Source organism: Polycyclovorans algicola TG408 (assembly GCF_000711245.1).
Classification (GTDB): domain Bacteria; phylum Pseudomonadota; class Gammaproteobacteria; order Nevskiales; family Nevskiaceae; genus Polycyclovorans; species Polycyclovorans algicola.
Genome location: NZ_JOMH01000001.1, coordinates 695,200 through 714,017 on the forward strand (window position 1 = coordinate 695,200; position 18,818 = coordinate 714,017).

Genomic DNA, 18,818 nt, shown 5'->3' on the forward strand with positions numbered 1-18,818 from the left:
ACAGTGGCTTAATATAGCCGACCGCTTACTCAATGCAACTCGAAGTTTGCCCCGCAAATACCTGATGCCAAACCATAAGATGCCATCCGCCGGCGCCCAAAGGGGTCGTTTCCTCTGGGTGCTGGGGATCAGCGTGCTGACTTTGCTGATCAGCGGTGTGCTCGCGGTGTGGCTAACCGTTCGCCACTTTCAGCAAGACCTTCCGTCAGTCGCCGCGATTCGCGCGGTTGAACTTGGCGAGCCGATGCGAATTTTGACCGCCGACGGGCAGTTGATGGCCGAATTCGGGACCGAGCGCCGCTCCGCAGTCCGCTACGACGAAATTCCGCGCCGTGTGGTCGAAGCGTTCATCGCCGCGGAGGACGAGCGCTTCATGAGTCATCACGGCGTCGACCCCATTGGCCTGCTGCGCGCGAGCGTGCGGCTGCTGCAGACCGGCGAGCGGGCCCAGGGTGGCAGCACCATCACCATGCAGTTGGCGCGCAACGTTTTTCTGACCAATGAGCGCACCTACACCCGCAAGATTCGCGAAATTCTGTTGGCGATCCAGATCGAAGAAGAGCTCAGCAAAGAGGAGATCCTCGAGCTCTACCTCAACAAGATCTTTCTCGGTGAGCGGGCCTACGGCGTCGCGGCGGCGGCGCAGGTTTATTTCAGCCGGCCACTGGATGCGCTCACCCTGGACCAGGCGGCGCTGATCGCCGGTCTGCCCAAGGCGCCCTCCCGAGACAACCCCATCGCCAATCCGGCGCGCGCGCTTGAGCGTCGTGGCTACGTCTTGCGGCGCATGCACGCGTCCGGATTCATCGACCGCAATGCGCTGGCAACCGCCCTGGCAGCCCCGGTGGGGGTGTCGCCGTACCGCACACAGGTTGATGTCGAGGCGCCCTATGCCGCCGAAGATGCCCGCCAGGCGGTGATCGCCGCGCTCGGTGAGATCGCTTACGCCCAAGGACTGCGGGTCTACACCACCCTTCAGGGCGCCGAACAGACTGCGGCGGCTGCGGCGGTCCGAAACGGGCTGCTGGATGTTGAGCAGCGACAAGGCTGGCGCGGCGTTGAAAAGCAGCTCTCAGTCGACACGCTCGATGACCGCGAGGCCCTGTTGCTGGCGCTCGGCGAGGTGCAGGAATGGCCGGCATTGACCACGGCGGTCATCACCCGCGCCACTTCCGAGGGGGGCTTCGAAGCCCTCAATGCCAATGCAGAAACCCTGGCGTTGGATGCCGATGCCGTCGCCTGGGCGGGCCCGCAGCGCGACCTGCTCAAACCCGGTGCGGTGATTCGGCTGCGCCGCAATCCGGCCGGCGAGCCGCGCCTGTCGCAGACACCCGCGCCGCAAGCCGCCTACATCGGCCTCGACCCGCAAACCGGGGCGATCACCTCAATGGTCGGTGGCTACGACTTTTATTTGAGCTCGTTCAACCGGGCCGCGCAGGCGCAGCGGCAGATCGGATCGGCGTTCAAGCCCTTCCTGTATGCCGCCAGCTTTGATGTTGGCTTCACCCCCGCCTCGGTGGTGCTGGATGCGCCGGTGGTATTCGACGATGCGCGCCTGGAAGAAGCTTGGCGACCGACCAATTACAGCGGCAAGTTCTACGGGCCGACCCGCTTGCGCGACGCGCTGGTGCACTCGCGCAATCTGGTCACGGTGCGACTGCTGCAGTCCATCGGCTTCGAGCAGGCGCGCAGCTTTGCGCAACGCTTCGGGCTGGACCGGCAGCGGCTGCCGCGTGACCTGACCATGGCGTTGGGGAGCGCGGTATACACGCCGCTGGAGCTGGCCAGCGCATATGCCGTGTTGGCCAATGGCGGGCTGTCGATCAAACCCACTTTGATCGACCGGGTTGAAGACGCCAACGGCACGGTGATCTGGCGGCCCGATGATCAACAGGACAACGACGCGGCGTCTTTCACGCCACCCTTGCCGGTCGTCGAGCCGCCACCGGATGCCAAGGTGCCGGACGACACGGTTCGGCTGCCCGAGCTTGACGACCCGCGCCGCGTGGTGCCCGAGGCCATCACCTGGTTGATCACTGACATCCTGCGCGATGCGGCGCGCCGGGGCACCGCGGCACGGGTTGGCACCACCCTCCGGCGCAGTGATCTGGCCGGCAAGACCGGCACCACCAACGACGAAACCGACGCCTGGTTTGCCGGCTACAACAGCCATCGCGTGGGTGTTGCCTGGGTCGGCCACGATCAACCCCAGCGCATTGGCCGTGGCGAGGTGGGGGGCCGCGCGGCGTTGCCCATCTGGCTCGACGTGATGAAGGTTGCGCTCAAGGACATCCCTGACGAGCCGCCGCCACCGCCCGACAGCGTCATGAGTGTGCGCATTGATCGCGGCGGCGGTGACCGGGCCGGCGGCACCGGGTCTGCCAGTATTTTTGAGTTCGTGCCGGTCAACAGCGCGCAACGTCCGGGAGACGCCTCCGGTGACGACGACCGCCAGCAGCAGCCGACGCAAGACCGGCCGCGACAGGGCCCGGCGCTGGACGATCTTTTCTAGTGTGCTGTCTCGCCGTTTCGCTTACCGCGCCGTCATGACCCGGCTTTCCTCTTCTTTGCACGACGAGTGGGTCAACGCCGCAGCACAGTTGATCTGCACCCTGCATCTCACCGACTACCAGCTTGCCAAACTGAAAGCGCGCGACCAGCTTGGTCTGGGCGCTGACGCTGCACTGCCCGACAACCTGTCGGTCGAAGCTGCAGTGCTCGATTATTTGCGCCTGTTCGGCGGCGATGCCCATGTGCAGCGTCTTAAGCGGCTGCGCCAGACCGCCGTGCAGGCAATGCGCTGGTTGTCTCCGTTGGACGTGCGGCTGGTGGGGGCGGTGGCCAGCGGCGCGGTGACGGACGCACACCGCGTACAACTGCACGCGATCACCGACGATGTCGAGGCGGTGGACTTCCAGTTTTTAGACCGCGGCGTGCCCTTTGACCAGGGCGAGCGGCGCTATCGCATGACCGACGGTCGCCAAGAGGCGATCCCGCTGCTGCAGTTCAGCGCCGACGGCGTGGGTCTCGACCTGGCGGTCTTCACCCAGAATCACCGCGCGCGTCCGCTGTCACCGATCACCGGTCGCGCCGCCAAGCGCTTTCGTCTTGCGGACGTCGAGGCGCTGCTTAGCGGAGGATGACGCCCAACAAAAAACCCACCGTTGCGGGTGGGTTGTTTGTTGGCACTGACGCCGTGTTTACGCGCCGCGCGACGCCAGCGGCTGCACGTCGCGTGCATCGGCACCCACGTAAACCTGGCGCGGACGGGCGATGCGCATGCCCGGCTCGGCGATCATTTCCGACCAGTGGGCCACCCAACCGACGGTGCGCGCCACGGCAAACATCGGCGTGAACATGTTCACCGGGAAGCCCAGTGCGCTGTAGATAATGCCCGAGTAAAAATCGACGTTCGGATAGAGCTTGCGCTCTTTGAAGTAGTCGTCTGACAGGGCGATTTCTTCAAGCTTCATGGCCAGCTCGAGCTTGGGGTCGTCGACGTTCAGCGCCTTGAGCACTTTGTGGCACTCGTCGCGGATGATGGTGGCGCGCGGATCGAAGTTCTTGTACACGCGGTGACCGAAGCCCATCAGACGGACGCCGCTGTTTTTGTCCTTGACCTTGTCCATGAAGCCCTGGACGTTCTTGACGTCACCAATCTCGCCGAGCATTTTCAGCACAGCTTCGTTGGCGCCGCCGTGTGCCGGACCCCACAGCGCCGCGATGCCCGAAGCCATGGCGGCGTAGGGGTTGGTGCCGGTGGAGCCCGCCATGCGCACGGTCGAGGTCGAGGCATTCTGCTCATGATCGGCGTGCAGGATGAACAGCACGTCCAGCGCCTTGGCGGCCACCGGGTTGACGTGATACGGCTCAGCCGGCACCGAGAACATCATGTTCAGGAAGTTGGAGCTGTAATCCAGATGGTTCTGCGGATACATGAACGGCTGGCCGGCATAGCGCTTATACGCCGCTGCCGCGATCGTCGGAATCTTGGCGATCATGCGATGCGCGAAGATCTCGCGATGCTTGGGGTCCTTGTTGTTGGTGGTGTCGTGGTAGAACGCCGACAGCGAGCCCACAACGCCGGTCAACATCGCCATAGGGTGGGCGTCGTAACGGAACCCGCCGAAGAAACTCTTCAGGTTCTCGTTGATCATCGTGTGCCGGCGAATGCTTTGGTCGAAGGCCTCAAGCTGATCGGCCGTTGGCAGTTCGCCGTTGAGGATCAGGTAGGCGACTTCGATGAACGAGCAATGCTTGGCCAACTGGTCTACCGGGTAGCCCCGATAGAGCAGAACGCCAGCATCGCCGTCGATGTAGGTGATCGCCGACTGGGTCGAACAGGTCGATGAAAACCCGGGGTCGTAGGTGAAGACGCCAGAATTGCCATAGACCTTGCCGACGTCGAGTCCGACAGGGCCTAAAGTACCCGAAACGCTCGGAAGTTCTACCTTCTCGCCAGTATCTTCGTTCAACAGGCTGTAACGAGCCATCCAATCATCCTTTCGTCTTGAAGTTATACACCGGGCCCTGATGGCCCCTGCGTCACACCCCTCCCCGTCAAGTCGACGACCCGTGACCGCACGACGTGCTCGCACGGTCAAAAGTCCAGCGATTCCGGGAGGCTGCTATTCAGCTTCAAGGATAGCGACTTTTGGCAACGAACGGACAGGGTGTCGGCGTATTGATCGCGACCATCGGGTCGGGGTGGCGAATGGCGGACACAAAAAAACCGCCCATTGGCGGTTTTTTGTGACGCGCGGTTGGCCAATATCAACCGTAGCGGCGGCGAAACTTGTCGATACGACCGCCGGTGTCAGACACGGTGCGCTTGCCGGTGTAAAACGGATGCGACTTTGACGAGGTGTCCAGCGTCACCAGCGGGTATTCCTTACCGTCTTCCCAGGTGATCTTGTCCTTGCTGGTCATGGTTGACCGCACGCGGAACGTAAAGTCCGCTGACGCGTCCTTGAACACGACGTAATCGTACTTCGGGTGGATGCCTTCTTTCATGATCGGGTGACTGCCGGGGGGTCGAAAAGCGCGCGACTATAGCGACCCGTCGTGCCAAACGCAAGGCCGGCTCGCTCCGCGTAGACTGCGGTCGACCCGGCGGCGGCTCGCGCCCACACTACGATTTAGACCCCCCGCAAAATGCTTGACAAGGATTTATGGACGCGTTGCCTGCACTGGCTTGAAGCCGAGCTCAGCGAGCGCGAGCTGAGCACCTGGCTACGACCGCTGCAACCCGTCTTCCAGCCGGACCGCCTGATCCTGTTCGCGCCGAACCGGATCGTGCAGGACCGCGTGCGTCAGGATCATCTCGAGCAGATTCGCGGGGCGCTGACGCATCTGGCGCCCGGCGTTCCACTGAGCATTGACCTGATGGTCGGCGTCGCCGAGGTCAGTGCGCCAAACGTGGCGGTGCTCCCGGCCGCCAGCGACTCCGGCGGCGATGCCCCGGCCAACGCCGAACGAGATGCGGCGCTGGGCGCTTACACCGGCAAGCTCGATCCTCGCTACACCTTCAAAAGCTTCATCGAAGGCAAATCCAACCAGCAGGCGCGGGCTGCAGCCGAGCATGTGGTCGAGGCCCCCGGGATCGCCTACAACCCGCTGCTCATCTATGGCGAGTCGGGTCTCGGCAAAACCCACTTGATGCACGCGGTGGGCAATCGCATCCTGCAGCTCAACCCGAAAGCCACGATCGCTTACCTCGGCGCCGAGCAGTGGTTGAATCACATGGTGTCGGCCATACGTCACGGGCGCCAGGAGGGCTTCAAACACTACTACCGGTCGGTCGATGCCCTGCTGATTGACGACATCCACTTCTTTGCCCACAAGGAGCGGACGCAGGAGGAGTTCTTCCACACCTTCAACGCGCTGATCGACGGACGCAAGCAGATCGTGCTGACCTGCGATCGCTATCCGAAAGATATCGATGGAATTGATGAGCGCCTCAAATCGCGATTCACCTGGGGCTTGTCGGTCGCCGTCGAACCGCCGGAACTGGAAACCCGCGTGGCGATCCTGATCGCCAAGGCCGAGCAGGCTCACGTTCGCCTCGGCGAGGACGTGGCGTTTTTCGTTGCGCAGCGCATTCGCTCCAACGTTCGCGAGCTGGAAGGCGCGCTCCATCGGCTGTCAGCCAGTGCCCGGTTACGCGGCGAACCGATCACCGTCGACTTTGCGCAGGCCACGTTGCGTGACATGCTCGCGGCCTATGATCGATTGGTCACCATCGACAACATCAAACGGACCGTAGCCGGTTACTACAACATTCGCATCAGTGACTTGACCTCGGCCAAGCGGACCCGGTCACTGGCGCGGCCGCGGCAGATTGCGATGGCCTTGTGCAAGGAACTCACCCAGCACAGCCTTCCGGAAATCGGCGGGGCCTTCGACAAGGACCACACAACGGTGCTACACGCTTGCCGCAAAGTTTCACAGCTGCGCGAAGAAGATCACAAGATTCGCGAAGATTACGACCTGCTACAACGACGTCTGGGTTTCGGTTGAGGCACAGGTGTCAGCGACACCCGCGACGTTCCCTTGGACTGGCTGCACAACCTTGGGGTAGCCCCCCGCAAAACTGCTGAAACCGTTGTGGATAATTGATGGACAAACAAGTAATCACACGTTATGCACAGGGCGTCCCGTCTTAGACCAGCAGGATCGCACGGCAGAATTAAAATGCAACACGTTGATAATTAAAGTAATTATCGACATACACACAAAACAAGACGTCCCCTACTATTAGTTAAATCTTAAAGATTTCTCGACCAATATGAAGATCACGACGAACCGCAACGATTTGCTCGCCGCGCTGAACAAGGTCATCGGTGTCGTCGAGCGGCGGCAAACATTACCGATTCTTTCCAACCTTCTCGCCGAAGTTCAGGACGCCGAGCTGAAGCTCACGGGAACTGACCTCGAAATCGAGATGGAAACAACCGTCTCGGTGCAGAACATCGAACCGGGGCGAATCACGCTGCCCGCCCGCAAATTATTTGACCTGTGCCGCGGTTTGCCGGAAAGCGCTGCGATAGAGCTTTCGGTAACAGGTGATCGTGCAACCTTGAAAAGTGGACGTAGTCGATACACGCTCGCCTGTCTGAGCGCAGATGACTTTTCGTCTCTGGACAGCGGCGAGTTAAGCCAGCAGATCGAGTTGCCTGCAGCGGAGCTGTTGAAGCTGATTCAGCGAACACAGTTCGCCATGGCCCAGCAGGACGTTCGCTTTTATCTCAACGGCATGCTGTTACAACTGCGTCCCGGGACGCTTAACGTTGTCACCACCGACGGCCATCGACTGGCGCTGGCACGTTTTGAAACGACAGACGATCAAGCCAAACAGCCCACCGCTGACTTGATCGTGCCGCGCAAAGCCATTCTCGAGCTCTCGCGCTTGCTGGCCCAGGTCGATGGCAATGTGGTCTTGCACTTCAACCAGGGGCAAATCAGGGTTCAGGTGGACAGCCTGCGGCTCACCAGTAAGTTGATCGATGGTCGTTTCCCGGAGTACGAGCGTGTCATTCCGCAGCACAGCGACAAGCATCTGGTGCTCGACCGCGAGCGCTTTCGCCAGGCTTTGGCGCGTTGCTCCATCTTTTCCAATGACAAATTCAAAGGGGTGCGACTGACCCTCGGCAACGGCACCCTGACGCTGCAAAGCAACAACCCTGAACATGAAGAAGCCGAAGAGGTGCTGGACGTTGATTACCAGGGAGAAGCCCTGGAGATCGGTTTCAACGTGGTTTACCTGCTGGATGCGCTCACCACCCTGCCCGGACAGAACATCACGCTGTCGCTGCGGAATGCCGATTCCAGCGGGCTGATGACCACCACAGAAGAACCGACCCTTCGCTACGTCGTGATGCCGATGCGGTTGTAAGCGATTGGCCGTTCGTCAGCTCCGGCTGGTCGGTTACAGGGCACTTAAAGATCAAACGATCCATTTCGGCCCGTCGCTGAACTTTATCATTGGCGAAAACGCCAGCGGCAAGACCAGTCTGCTCGAAGCCTTGGACATTTCCAGCCGGGGGCGTTCTTTCAGAACACAACAGCTGGCTGAGATCGCTTGTTGGCAAGGGGATGGCCGATGGGCACTGGATCTTTACCAGGATGGGTCAGTCGATCAGTCGCCGCTCAAACTTCGATTTGTCGATGGCCGTCTCGGGGCCAAGCGGCTTGACGAAGCCTCGAGCCGCGAACAAATGGCCCGAAGCCTGCCCGCGTTGATCCTCGGTCCAGACCTTCACAGGCTGACCGAAGACGGCCCGAAGATTCGACGCGCTTTTCTGGATTGGGCCTTGTTCCACGTGGAACATCCCTTTGCCCAGCACTGGCGCCGTTATCAGCAGGCGTTGCGTCAAAGAAACGCCGCGATTCGACGGTATGCTCGCAAAGCCGAAATCGTCGCGTGGAATGACACGCTGTTGTCAGCAGGGGCTGTGATCAATCGGTGCCGACACCAGCTCGTTGACGGCTTGAAGATCCACTTCGCCAAGGCTGTCGGCGAGTTGGCACTGCTGCCCGATGTTGAATTGGCCTACCGTCAGGGTTGGGCAAAAGACGTCACATTCGAAGCGGCCTTGGCCAAGGCAGATGGACGTCACGAAATCTTGACGACCACGCCGGTGGGTCCACACCGGTCCGATCTTGAACTCCTTGCCGGTCCGGGCCGCGCGCAAGCCGTACTAAGTCGCGGCCAGCAAAAGGTATTTTTGATCAGCTTGGCCTTGGCGCTGGCGCGCACGATTCATGAAAAGCGGGGTATCTGGCCCCTGCTGGCAATCGACGACTGGCACGCCGAGTTGTCCGATCAAACCGCTGGGATGATCTTGAATCAACTGGCTGAGTACCCGGGACAGCGGGTCCTGAGCGGTTTTGCACCGCCGGCTCAACCGCAGCAAGGCGCGGCGATGTTCCACGTGGAACAGGGGCGATTTCGTGAATGTTAGACTTCAGACCTTATTAGGGTATTCATCCAATGACCACACAACCTGCGCCCGGAGCCGAATACGACTCCACCTCAATCCGTGTCCTCAAGGGGCTGGAAGCTGTTCGTGAACGACCCGGCATGTACATTGGCGACACCGATGACGGTACCGGCCTTCACCACATGGTTTTCGAGGTTGTCGACAACGCCATCGATGAAGCGCTGGCGGGCTACTGCACCGAGATTCGGGTTTCAATTCAGGTTGACGGCTCCGTCGAAGTCATCGACAACGGGCGAGGCATTCCGGTAGACATCCACGCTGAAGAAGGCATTTCCGCCGCTGAAGTGATCATGACGGTGCTACACGCAGGCGGTAAGTTCGGCGGTAGCGGCTACAAGGTGTCCGGGGGGTTACACGGTGTCGGGGTGTCGGTGGTCAACGCCTTGTCAGATCACTTGGACCTGAAGATCCGTCGTGACGGCTTTCATTATCAACAGACTTATCACATGGGCATTCCGGTGGCCCCGCTTGCGCAAGGCGAGCCCACCGATCAGCGCGGAACGACCATCCGCTTCCATCCCAGCCCAAAAATATTTTCCGACCGAGAGTTTCATTACGACATTCTTGCCAAGCGCCTGCGGGAGTTGTCGTTTCTCAACGCCGGTGTCCGGATCGTGCTGCACGACGAGCGCAGCGGTCGCGAAGACGTTTTTGAGTATGTCGGCGGCATCAAGGCCTTCGTCCAGTATCTGAACAAGCACAAGCAGGGCATACATGACACCGTCGTTCATCTTGAAGTTGACCACGATGGCATCGTCGTAGAAGCGGCCCTGCAATGGGTGGACGCCTACACGGAAAACGTTTTCTGCTTTACCAACAACATCCCGCAAAAAGATGGCGGGACGCATCTAACAGGCTTCCGCAACGCGCTGACCCGCGTGCTCGGTGATTTCATCGAACAGGAAGGCCTGGCGAAAAAGGAAAAGGTCACACCCAATGGTGACGACACCCGCGAGGGGTTGACGGCCGTCTTGAGCATCAAGCTCCGCGACCCGCGTTTTTCCAGCCAGACCAAGGAAAAGCTGGTGTCTTCCGAGGTCACGCCGGTGGTGTCCAGTGCAGTTGGTGAAAAGCTCAAGACCTATCTGTTGGAACACCCTCGCGAAGCAAAAATGATCGCGGCCAAGGTGGTCGACGCGGCGCGTGCCCGTGAAGCAGCACGCAAGGCCAAAGAGCTCAACCGACGCAAAAGCGTGCTCGACATCGCCGGATTGCCCGGAAAACTCGCGGACTGCCAGGAAAAAGACCCAGCGAAATCAGAGCTCTTTCTGGTCGAGGGTGACTCGGCAGGCGGTTCCGCCAAGCAAGGGCGTGACCGGCATTTTCAGGCCATCCTGCCGCTCAAAGGCAAGATTCTGAATGTCGAAAAGGCGCGCATCGAAAAAATGCTGTCGAGTGCCGAAGTCGCCACCTTGATCACGGCCATGGGCTGCGGTATCGGTAAAGATGACTTCAAGCTCGAAAAGCTGCGCTATCACCGCATCATCATCATGACCGACGCCGATGTAGATGGCTCGCACATTCGCACCCTGTTGCTCACCTTCTTTTACCGGCACATGTATGCGCTGGTTGAACGTGGTCACGTGTACATCGCCCAACCGCCGCTCTACAAGCTGAAATCGGGCAAACACGAAACGTATGTGAAGGACGATCAGGAGCTGCATGAGTGGCTGATCCGAACCGCCACCGAAGATGCCGGTCTTGAACGTGCCGACGGCACGACCGTGGTCGATGGCACCCTGTTGGCGGAATGGATGCGTGATTTCGCGCACATTGAGCGCCAGGTCGAGCGTTGGGCCCGCCGTTATGACATCAACCTGCTGCGGACGCTGACGCAAACACCTATTTTGCCGACCCCGGAAAACGAAGCGGCGTGGCTGGCGCGTTTTACGACCACCCTCAACAATGCACCCAGCGACAATCACTACACCCTGCAGGTGGTCCGTGACGAGCGCGGCGTTGGGCTTCAGGTCGGTCGCCGCCGCCACGGCGCGACCTACGTCGAAACGCTCAGTCCCGACTTTTTCGCGCAAGCGGAATGGCGACGGGTGGTGGCCCTGCGCGACACCCTGGCCAAGCATTTCCCCGGTGGCGGACAGGTGGTCCGAAACGAGCGCCGTGTTGCCGTGGAAACCTTCGACGACGCCTTCCGCTGGTTGCTCTCCGAGGCCAAGCGCGGTCTGCACACGCAGCGTTACAAAGGGCTGGGCGAGATGAATCCCACACAGTTGTGGGAAACCACACTGGACCCGAAAGTCCGCCGTCTCGTCAGGGTCGATGTCGAAGACGTGATCAGTGCCGATCAGGTGTTTACCACCCTGATGGGCGAGCACGTCGAACCGCGCCGCGAGTTCATTGAGCAGAACGCCCTCATGGTGGGCAACCTGGACCTCTGACCGGCACGATGCGCGAGGGCTGACCCGATGATGGATGTCCTCGCGCTCTACCAACTGAAAGGCGGTGTTGGCAAAACCAGCACCGCCGTCAACCTGGCGCACCGAGCGGCTGCCGACGGCTTGCAGGTTTTGCTTTGGGACCTTGACCCGCAAGGCGCGGCGACGTGGCTGTCGGGCGTCGACGCCACGCTGGATGCCAAGTCCAAGCACTGGCTCAAGGGCAAATCGGCGCTTGGTCGCTATGTCGAGCGCAGCGCCGTCGGAGGGTTCGACGTCTTGCCCGCCGCCAGCGCACACCGCTTGCTCGATGTGTTGCTCAACAAGGTCGACCGACCGGAACGGGCGCTGTCCAAACTGCTGAAGCCGTTTTCAGAGCACTACCAACTGGTCATCCTGGACGCACCGCCCAGCCTGTCTCACCTGGCGGATAACGTCATGATTGCGTCGGATTGCCTTCTTTTGCCGGTTATTCCCGGATTTTTAGCGCAGCGCACCCTTGAGTTGGTGGCCGAGCGCATGGCCGCGCTGGACCAACCCCGGCGCAAGATGGCGGCGTTTTACACCCTGGTGGACCGGCGGCGCACCGTGCACCGCGAACAGCTTGAAGCCGCGCCGGTCGCTGGGATCACTTGGCTGCAGAGCGAAATCCCGTACGCCAGCAGCGTGGAACGCATGGGCTTGCATCGTCAGCCGCTGGGGTGTTTCAGCGGGCCTTCAGAGCCCGCCAACGCGGCCTATGCGGCGCTTTGGCAAGACGTAAGACGGCAGCTCAGCCGTCTTCGAACGGGCTGATCAACCGGGCCACCGTGGCCGCCCGTTGGGCCAATGCCCGGTTGTCGTCTGCCCACACGTTGAGGTGGCCGACCTTGCGACCGCGGCGCGCCGACTTGCCGTAATCGTGCAGCGTCAGGTGCCCCGCGTGCGTTGCCCAAACGGCAGCGTCCGGCACTTGCCCCACCAAATTGATCATCGCCACCGGGCGCAACAAGGTGGTGTCGCCCAGCGGCAGATCGCAGACGGCGCGCACATGGTTCTCAAACTGGCTGGTCTTGGCACCGTCTTGCGTCCAATGGCCGGAGTTGTGCACGCGAGGCGCAATTTCGTTTGCAAGCAATTGATTTTCAACAATAAAAAATTCGAAGGCCATGACGCCAACGTAATCCAGCGTGTCCATCACTTTGCGGGTGTGCTGCTCGGCCAGCGACTGCAGCGGGTCATTTGCCGTCGGCACCGACAACCGCAAAATGCCGTTGCGGTGGGTGTTGGTGGTCAACGGATAGAAGCGGGTCAGGCCATCGCGTGCACGAACGCCCAGGCACGACACTTCACGTTCAAACGGCACCCAGGCTTCGATGATGGCCGGCTGCTGGCCGATGGCCTTCCACGCCGCAGGGACCTCGTTGGCGTGGCGAATCACGACCTGTCCTTTGCCGTCATAGCCAAAGCGGCGGGTCTTGATCACCGCCGGCAGCCCCAACGTCGCGACCGCAGCCTGCGCGGCCGCCAGGTCATCGACGCAGCGATACGGCGCCACCGGAATGCCCAGGCGGTCGAACAATGCCTTCTCGATGCCGCGATCCTGCGCGTGCTGCAGCGCATCGGCATTTGGTGCCACGCGCAAACCCCGGGCGCTGAGAAACCGCAGGGCGTCCGGCGGCACGTTCTCAAATTCGAAGCTGACCACATCGACGCGCTGGGACAGCTTAAGCAGCGCAGCGGCATCGGCATAGTCGGCGCGAATCACCGGCCCGGCGCGCTCGGCGCAAGGCGCCTCTGCCGGGTCGAAGAAGCAGGTGTCGATGCCCAATTGGGTGGCCGCGAAGCCGAGCATCTGGCCCAACTGGCCAGCGCCCAAAACCCCCAGGGTCACGACATGTCGCTCAGGTCAGCCGTCTCAAGTACCCGGTCTGTTTGCCGGGCGCGGTAATCGGCGAGGCGCGTGGCCAGCGCGGAATCACTGAGGGCAAGAATCGCCGCAGCCAACAAGCCGGCATTGATGGCGCCGGCCGTGCCGATGGCCAAGGTACCCACCGGGATGCCGGCTGGCATCTGCACGATCGACAGCAGCGAATCAACGCCATTGAGCACGCGGCTTTGCACCGGCACGCCGAGCACCGGCAGCGCGGTCTTGGCGGCGCACATGCCCGGCAGATGAGCGGCGCCGCCCGCGCCGGCGATGATCACCTTGATGCCACGGTCGGCAGCCGTCTCGGCGTAACGGAACAGCGCATCGGGCGTGCGATGGGCGGACACCACGCGCGCCTCAACGCCGACGCCCAAGTCCTTGAGCACCTCGCAGGCGCCTTTCAGGGTGTCCCAGTCTGAGCGTGATCCCATGATCACGCCTACTTCAATCGGCGCGGCGCTCATCAGCCCGGCGCTCCCTTCTGGTTGAACGGAATCGCCGATTATCACACGGCAGTGAAGGCCCTCGCGAACCGGCCCCGGCCGCCGTGTCGGTGCGTCACGGCAGCAGCGCGAACCTTACGGTCGCCTGCTGGGTCACGGTCAACTCGCCGGTGAGAATGCCCTGCTGGCTGTTCGAGCTTTCGGCATCGGCCGCCGCCATGCGCATCATCGGCATCGGCGGGGGTTGCTGGGTGCTGCCGGCGCCCTGCACCGACAGCACCTTGCCCAGGGTCAGGCCCAGGGCCTCGGCCAGCGCCTGAGCCTGCAAGCGCGCATCCTTGGCGGCCAGCGCCAGCGCCTTGCGGTCCACCGCGCCAGGGTCCTGCAAGCCCAGTTGTGGCGGCGACACTTCGGTGATGTCAGACGCCGTCACCGCCTTGAGGACCGGGCCAAGCAGGCTCAAGTCGGTGATCTCGATGCGGATGTCGCGGCGTACCCGGTAGCCGTCAGGGTCATTGCGCCGCGCCTCCTCGTTCCATTGGTACTCGGGCCGGACGCTGACCTGGGCGCTGTTGATCTGGTCATCTGCGATTTTCAGCGCCTTCAGACGTTGCAGCAGGGCCTTGACCTGCCGCTGCACCTGCGCCTCCCCCTCGGCGACGGTGGGACTTTTGACGTCGGCGGCGACGTTGAGCGTCGCTTTGTCAGGCGCTGCGCGTTCCTCGGCACTGCCGGTGACCGTGACCGATGGAATGGGGTTGTCGTCGGCCGCAGCCTGACCGACCGACACGATCCACAGCAGCGCAGCAGCCCACACGCCGAAAACTTTCATCATGAAATCCTTGGTTCTGAGTGAATTGCCCTTACGCTATGCGTATCGGACCGAATTGCCAATGAATACTTCAACTGACGTTCTCACCCTCACCCGCGACGTGATCGGCGTGCTCATTCCCCAGGGCACCCGTGTCGAACTGCCGGAAGGCGCCAGCGCTCAACTGACGCAGGCGCTGGGCGGCAGCTTCACCATCCAGGTCGAGGGTCACCTGTTCCGCATCGACGGCAAGGATGCCGACAGCATCGGCAAAGAAGTGCCCGACGGCCCCGAAGTGCCGGACAACGCCACCGACAAGGAAATCGAAGCCGCAGCGTGGAAGCAGCTCAAGACCTGCTACGACCCCGAGATTCCGGTCAACATCGTTGATCTGGGGTTGATCTACTCCTGCGTGATCGAGCCATCCGATGCCGGCAAACGTCGCGCCACCGTGCGCATGACCCTGACCGCACCGGGCTGCGGCATGGGCGATATTCTGGTCGCCGACGTCAAGTCCAAGGTTGAGGCGCTGCCCACCGTCGACGAGGTCGATGTCGAACTCACCTTCGACCCACCGTGGACGCAGGACATGATGAGCGAAGAAGCCCGGCTCATGACCGGCATGTTTTAGCCCCAGGAACCTCTGCAACATTACAGCGCTCTAGGTTTGTCAGAGGTTTCCCAGCGCGCTTTTCAGGACCGTCATGTCGATCAATATCCGCGTCAGCACCCGTTATCTGCCGCAGCAGTCCCGGGACGGTCTGTGGGTGTTCGCCTACGACATCATGGTCATCAACGGCACGACCGAAACCATCCAGTTGCTCGACCGCCACTGGCAGATCACCGACGCTGAAGGTCGTAGTGAAGACGTCAAGGGTCCCGGCGTCGTCGGCCAGCAGCCGGTCATCGCGCCGGGCGAGCAGTTCACCTACCAAAGCGGCTGCCCGCTGCGGACGCCGGTCGGCGTCATGCAGGGCAGTTACGGCTTCATTGAACCGCAGACCGGGCGGCGCTTTCGCGTCACCATTGCGCCGTTCCGGCTGGCGATGCCAGGCATCCTCAACTGATCTGCGGTCACTTGGCCCAGTCGTCATAGAACGGCGGCAGGTCGGTCGCGGCGCTGGCGGTGAAGGCCGGGTCGCGCTTCTCCAGAAACGCGCGCACCCCTTCTTTGCCGTCGCCAATGCTGGTGTAGAACATCGCCAGTGAATCGACCTTGTGCGCTTCCAGCGGGTGTGTTGCGGCCGCGTTGCGATAGAGCATCTGCCGGGCGAGCGCCACGGCCACCGGCGAGCGGTTGTCGCTGAATTTGCGCGCCAGCTTCATCGCCTCATCCAGTAGCTGGTCGGCCGGCACCACGGCCTTGACCAGCCCGCCGGCAAGCGCCACGTCGGGCTTGAGGATCTCGGCGCTGTAGACCCACTCCAGCGCGGTGCTGATGCCGACAATGCGCGGCAAAAACCAGCTCGAGCAGGCCTCCGGCACGATGCCCAGCCGGCCAAAAACAAAGCCGATGCGCGCGTTCTCACTGGCCAGACGCACGTCCATCGCCAAGGTCATGGTGGCGCCAATGCCGACGGCCGCGCCATTTATCGCGCCAATCACCGGCTTGCGGCAGTTGAAGATCGCCAGGGTGACGCGGCCGCCGGTGTCGCGCACGCCGGCTTGAATGGCGGGGTCATGGAGGCGCGTTTCCATGTCGGCACGGGTGGGCGCTTGCGTCTCGTCGAGGCCAAAGACGTTGCCGGGAATGCTCAGATCCATGCCGGCGCAGAACGCCTTGCCCTCGCCGGTGACGATGATGGCGCGCACGGCATCGTCGTCATTGACGGTGGTGAAGAAGTGCTCCAGCTCGTCGGCCATCTCGACGGTGAAGGCATTGAGCTGTGCGGGCCGCGACAGCGTTAGGGTCAGTACGCCGCCGTCTTGCGCGGTCTTGAGGGTGGTGTAGGTCATTGCTGCCTCGGGTAAAAGTCAAGACGCGAGCGTAGCGCCTGCGTGGCGCCGAAGACATGCCGCGCGGCAACACGTTGCGCATAATGCGATTAGGTTCATTCCAGATCGACCCATGACCGACGTCGAAGCGCCACTGCCCATCCACCGCCGGGTCGAATGCGGAAACGTGACCCTGGCGGTCTATGCCTGGCCCAGTCCACAAGCCGACGCCGACCCGGTCATCCTCATCCATGGTTACCCTGACAGTGCGCAGGTGTGGCGCGAAACCGCCGAGCGTCTGGCTCAGCACCGCCCGGTGTTTGCCTACGACGTGCGCGGCACCGGCGCCTCCAGTGCGCCCAAGGCGCTGCGCGATTACCGGCTTGAAGTGTTGTCCGAAGACCTGTTGACCATCATCCAGGCGGTGAGCCCCCGGCGCCCGGTGCACCTGGTCGGCCACGACTGGGGGTCGATCCAAACCTGGGAATCGGTTTGCAGTCCGCGCTTTGAAGGGCGCATCAAAAGCTTCACCTCGATCTCGGGGCCGTGCCTCGACCACGTCGGTCACTGGATGCGCGCCGGACTGCTCAGCGCCGACCCGCGCCGCTGGGGCAAGGTGCTCGGGCAGCTCGCGCACTCCTGGTACATCGGCGTGTTCCAGTTGCCGGTCATCGCCCCTGCCGCTTGGCGCCTCGCGGTGGGTCGCCACTGGCCGCGCGTGCTCGAGCGCCTCGAAGGCATGGCCGAAGCGCCGCGCACCGCCACCCAGACCCGCGACGGCGTCAACGGCATCCAGCTGTACCGCGCCAACATGCGCCGCCGCCTGCTGGCGCCGCAACGGCGCACCACCGAGGTCCCGGTGCAACTGATCACCCCGCGCTATGACCCGTTTGTCACCGAAGCCCTGCTCGACAGCCTGTCGGACTGGGTGCCCAACGTGCGCCGCGTGCCGGTGTATGCCGGGCACTGGCTACCCCTGACCCGGCCCGATTTCATCGTCAACGCCGTCGAAACCTTTATTGCCGGGGACGCGGTTTAAACCCGGCACACGACCTTCTCGAGTCTGCTCCATGCAATTGATGCCCGGCGCGTACGTGCGCGCCCCGAAAAACCTGCAGCCGCTGGTCGGCATCGACCATGCGGCCGAGACCGCGCCGGCCGAGCTGGGCCTGCACCCGCAAAAGGTCGATGCGGTGTGGCGCGCGGTGGAGCAGATGTTTGCCAGCGGCTTGCAGCCCGCCATCACCCTGGTGGTCAAGCGCCACGGGCGCACGGTGCTTAAACGGTCCATCGGCGCGGTGCGCGGCCTCGACCCGGGCGTCGACGAGCCGCAAGTGGCGCTGCAGCCCGATTCGCCGATGTGTCTGTTTTCCGCATCCAAGTCGATCTCGGCGCTGTTGGTCCACAAGCTCATCGAAGACGGCAAGCTCAGCCTTGACGACCGGGTCGCCGCCTACATTCCCGAGTTTGCGGCGCGCGGCAAACACCGCGTCACGCTGCGCGAGCTGATGGCGCATCGCGCGGCGATCCCCTCGCTCACGGTCGAGACCCAGGGTGCCGAGCTGCTGAAGAACTGGGACGTGCTCATCGCCACGCTGTGTGCCGCGCGACCGGTGGACCGCGAGTTTCGCCAGCAGGCTTATCACGCGCTGACGGCAGGGTTCATTCTCGGCGAGGTCGTGCAGCGCGTGGGCCAGATCAGCCTGCCGGATGCGCTGGACAAGTGGATCGCCAAGCCGCTGGGCTGCCAGTTTCTGCAATACGGCGCGTCACCGGCGCTGCGCGCGCAGATGCCGCGCAACGTCGTCACCGGGCTGCAGCCGGTGTGGCCGCTGTCGGCTTACATTCGCAGCATCATCGGGGTCGACATGGCCGAGGGCGTTGCGGCGTCCAACGAAGATCCGTTCCTGAGTGCGGTGGTCCCGGCCGGCAACCTCACCGCCAGCGCCGAAGATGCCAACCGGGTCTTCCAGATGCTGCTCGACGGCGGACGTTTCGAGGGTCGTCAGGTGTTCAAGCCGGAGACCGTGGCGCGCGCCATCGAGCCGGTCGGTCCGATCCAGTTCGACCGCACGCTCAAGCTGCCGCTGCGCTTCTCGGCCGGGTTCATGCTTGGCGAAAAACCCTTTGGCCTGTTCGGGCCACGCAGCCAGCGGGCGTTCGGGCACCTGGGCTTCGTCAACGTGCTGTGCTGGGCCGACCCCCATCGGGCGCTGAGCGTGGCGCTGCTGACCTCGGGCAAATCGGTGTCGCCCAGCGGCGTGTTGCACACCGCACGCTGGTTGCGCGCCATGGCCCAGGCGTTTCCCCGGCTGTGAGGACGCC

The 18,818-nt window shown here is 62.6% G+C and carries 17 protein-coding genes; 11 read left to right on the forward strand and 6 right to left on the reverse strand.

The features are described 5' to 3' along the window. The first annotated feature begins 133 nt into the window (after nucleotides 1–133). Nucleotides 134–2,512 (forward strand): penicillin-binding protein 1A, encoded by a 2,379-nt coding sequence (locus U741_RS0103355; RefSeq protein ID WP_161776108.1) that lies wholly within the window; start codon nucleotides 134–136, stop codon nucleotides 2,510–2,512. A gap of 34 nt (nucleotides 2,513–2,546) precedes the next feature. Continuing rightward, nucleotides 2,547–3,143: a hypothetical protein gene (locus U741_RS0103360; protein ID WP_029889080.1), complete on the forward strand. Its 597-nt coding sequence runs from the start codon at nucleotides 2,547–2,549 to the stop codon at nucleotides 3,141–3,143. Between the two features lie 57 nt (nucleotides 3,144–3,200). Here the strand turns inward: U741_RS0103360 and U741_RS0103365 are convergent, their stop codons facing one another. Both U741_RS0103365 and U741_RS0103370 read right to left on the reverse strand, forming a co-directional pair. Beyond that, nucleotides 3,201–4,493 (reverse strand): citrate synthase, encoded by a 1,293-nt coding sequence (locus U741_RS0103365; RefSeq protein ID WP_029889081.1) that lies wholly within the window; start codon nucleotides 4,491–4,493, stop codon nucleotides 3,201–3,203. Between the two features lie 280 nt (nucleotides 4,494–4,773). Then, nucleotides 4,774–5,013: a type B 50S ribosomal protein L31 gene (locus U741_RS0103370; RefSeq protein WP_029889082.1), complete on the reverse strand. Its 240-nt coding sequence runs from the start codon at nucleotides 5,011–5,013 to the stop codon at nucleotides 4,774–4,776. Nucleotides 5,014–5,154: 141 nt separating this feature from the next. On the opposite strand from U741_RS0103370, the gene dnaA reads away from it, so the two are divergent. The 5 genes from dnaA (at nucleotide 5,155) to U741_RS0103395 (ending at nucleotide 12,190) form a co-directional block, all read left to right on the forward strand. Next, a complete protein-coding gene (gene dnaA, locus U741_RS0103375; protein WP_029889083.1) occupies nucleotides 5,155–6,519 on the forward strand; it encodes a chromosomal replication initiator protein DnaA in 1,365 nt (454 codons plus the stop codon). A 268-nt stretch (nucleotides 6,520–6,787) separates the two neighbouring features. Next, nucleotides 6,788–7,894 (forward strand): DNA polymerase III subunit beta, encoded by a 1,107-nt coding sequence (gene dnaN, locus U741_RS0103380; RefSeq protein ID WP_029889084.1) that lies wholly within the window; start codon nucleotides 6,788–6,790, stop codon nucleotides 7,892–7,894. Between the two features lie 4 nt (nucleotides 7,895–7,898). Then, complete coding sequence (gene recF / locus U741_RS0103385) at nucleotides 7,899–8,963, forward strand: DNA replication/repair protein RecF (protein ID WP_029889085.1); 1,065 nt, start codon at nucleotides 7,899–7,901, stop codon at nucleotides 8,961–8,963. 29 nt (nucleotides 8,964–8,992) lie between these two features. Continuing rightward, the gene (gene gyrB / locus U741_RS0103390; protein WP_029889086.1) at nucleotides 8,993–11,398 is read left to right on the forward strand and encodes a DNA topoisomerase (ATP-hydrolyzing) subunit B; all 2,406 of its coding nucleotides are present in this window, start codon (nucleotides 8,993–8,995) and stop codon (nucleotides 11,396–11,398) included. A gap of 27 nt (nucleotides 11,399–11,425) precedes the next feature. Further along, complete coding sequence (locus U741_RS0103395; RefSeq protein WP_052378446.1) at nucleotides 11,426–12,190, forward strand: ParA family protein; 765 nt, start codon at nucleotides 11,426–11,428, stop codon at nucleotides 12,188–12,190. On the opposite strand, the gene U741_RS0103400 is transcribed toward U741_RS0103395, so the two are convergent. The 3 genes from U741_RS0103400 to U741_RS0103410 all read right to left on the reverse strand — a co-directional run bounded on the left by U741_RS0103400 (nucleotide 12,168) and on the right by U741_RS0103410 (nucleotide 14,582). Then, nucleotides 12,168–13,268, reverse strand: coding sequence for a 5-(carboxyamino)imidazole ribonucleotide synthase (locus tag U741_RS0103400; RefSeq protein WP_029889088.1), 1,101 nt, complete (start codon nucleotides 13,266–13,268; stop codon nucleotides 12,168–12,170). The two genes, U741_RS0103395 and U741_RS0103400, sit on opposite strands and share 23 nt — an antisense overlap. After that, the gene (gene purE, locus U741_RS0103405) at nucleotides 13,265–13,768 is read right to left on the reverse strand and encodes a 5-(carboxyamino)imidazole ribonucleotide mutase (protein ID WP_029889089.1); all 504 of its coding nucleotides are present in this window, start codon (nucleotides 13,766–13,768) and stop codon (nucleotides 13,265–13,267) included. Before purE ends, U741_RS0103400 begins: the two co-directional genes overlap by 4 nt. A gap of 94 nt (nucleotides 13,769–13,862) precedes the next feature. Continuing rightward, nucleotides 13,863–14,582, reverse strand: coding sequence for an SIMPL domain-containing protein (locus U741_RS0103410; RefSeq protein WP_084154632.1), 720 nt, complete (start codon nucleotides 14,580–14,582; stop codon nucleotides 13,863–13,865). 58 nt (nucleotides 14,583–14,640) lie between these two features. Between U741_RS0103410 and sufT the strand changes: the two genes are divergently transcribed. Further along, complete coding sequence (gene sufT, locus U741_RS0103415) at nucleotides 14,641–15,189, forward strand: putative Fe-S cluster assembly protein SufT (RefSeq protein ID WP_029889091.1); 549 nt, start codon at nucleotides 14,641–14,643, stop codon at nucleotides 15,187–15,189. Nucleotides 15,190–15,262: 73 nt separating this feature from the next. Then, nucleotides 15,263–15,625 carry a Co2+/Mg2+ efflux facilitator ApaG/CorD gene (apaG, locus tag U741_RS0103420; RefSeq protein WP_029889092.1) on the forward strand — a complete coding sequence of 121 codons (363 nt, stop codon included), beginning with the start codon at nucleotides 15,263–15,265 and terminating at the stop codon, nucleotides 15,623–15,625. 7 nt (nucleotides 15,626–15,632) lie between these two features. On the opposite strand, the gene U741_RS0103425 is transcribed toward apaG, so the two are convergent. Then, nucleotides 15,633–16,514: a crotonase/enoyl-CoA hydratase family protein gene (locus U741_RS0103425; RefSeq protein ID WP_029889093.1), complete on the reverse strand. Its 882-nt coding sequence runs from the start codon at nucleotides 16,512–16,514 to the stop codon at nucleotides 15,633–15,635. A gap of 112 nt (nucleotides 16,515–16,626) precedes the next feature. On the opposite strand from U741_RS0103425, the gene U741_RS0103430 reads away from it, so the two are divergent. Continuing rightward, nucleotides 16,627–17,532: an alpha/beta fold hydrolase gene (locus U741_RS0103430; RefSeq protein WP_029889094.1), complete on the forward strand. Its 906-nt coding sequence runs from the start codon at nucleotides 16,627–16,629 to the stop codon at nucleotides 17,530–17,532. A gap of 31 nt (nucleotides 17,533–17,563) precedes the next feature. Next, nucleotides 17,564–18,811, forward strand: a complete 1,248-nt coding sequence (locus U741_RS0103435; RefSeq protein ID WP_029889095.1) for a serine hydrolase domain-containing protein — start codon at nucleotides 17,564–17,566, stop codon at nucleotides 18,809–18,811. Nucleotides 18,812–18,818 lie beyond the last annotated feature (7 nt).

Bases quoted from the DNA above. Each gene is read 5' to 3' on its own strand.
- U741_RS0103360 (WP_029889080.1), top strand. From the start codon at position 2,547: ATGACCCGGCTTTCCTCTTCTTTGCACGACGAGTGGGTCAACGCCGCA.
- U741_RS0103365 (WP_029889081.1), bottom strand. From the start codon at position 4,493: ATGGCTCGTTACAGCCTGTTGAACGAAGATACTGGCGAGAAGGTAGAA.
- U741_RS0103370 (WP_029889082.1), bottom strand. From the start codon at position 5,013: ATGAAAGAAGGCATCCACCCGAAGTACGATTACGTCGTGTTCAAGGAC.
- dnaA (WP_029889083.1), top strand. From the start codon at position 5,155: ATGCTTGACAAGGATTTATGGACGCGTTGCCTGCACTGGCTTGAAGCC.
- dnaN (WP_029889084.1), top strand. From the start codon at position 6,788: ATGAAGATCACGACGAACCGCAACGATTTGCTCGCCGCGCTGAACAAG.
- gyrB (WP_029889086.1), top strand. From the start codon at position 8,993: ATGACCACACAACCTGCGCCCGGAGCCGAATACGACTCCACCTCAATC.
- U741_RS0103395 (WP_052378446.1), top strand. From the start codon at position 11,426: ATGATGGATGTCCTCGCGCTCTACCAACTGAAAGGCGGTGTTGGCAAA.
- purE (WP_029889089.1), bottom strand. From the start codon at position 13,768: ATGAGCGCCGCGCCGATTGAAGTAGGCGTGATCATGGGATCACGCTCA.
- U741_RS0103410 (WP_084154632.1), bottom strand. From the start codon at position 14,582: ATGATGAAAGTTTTCGGCGTGTGGGCTGCTGCGCTGCTGTGGATCGTG.
- sufT (WP_029889091.1), top strand. From the start codon at position 14,641: ATGAATACTTCAACTGACGTTCTCACCCTCACCCGCGACGTGATCGGC.
- apaG (WP_029889092.1), top strand. From the start codon at position 15,263: ATGTCGATCAATATCCGCGTCAGCACCCGTTATCTGCCGCAGCAGTCC.
- U741_RS0103425 (WP_029889093.1), bottom strand. From the start codon at position 16,514: ATGACCTACACCACCCTCAAGACCGCGCAAGACGGCGGCGTACTGACC.
- U741_RS0103430 (WP_029889094.1), top strand. From the start codon at position 16,627: ATGACCGACGTCGAAGCGCCACTGCCCATCCACCGCCGGGTCGAATGC.
- U741_RS0103435 (WP_029889095.1), top strand. From the start codon at position 17,564: ATGCAATTGATGCCCGGCGCGTACGTGCGCGCCCCGAAAAACCTGCAG.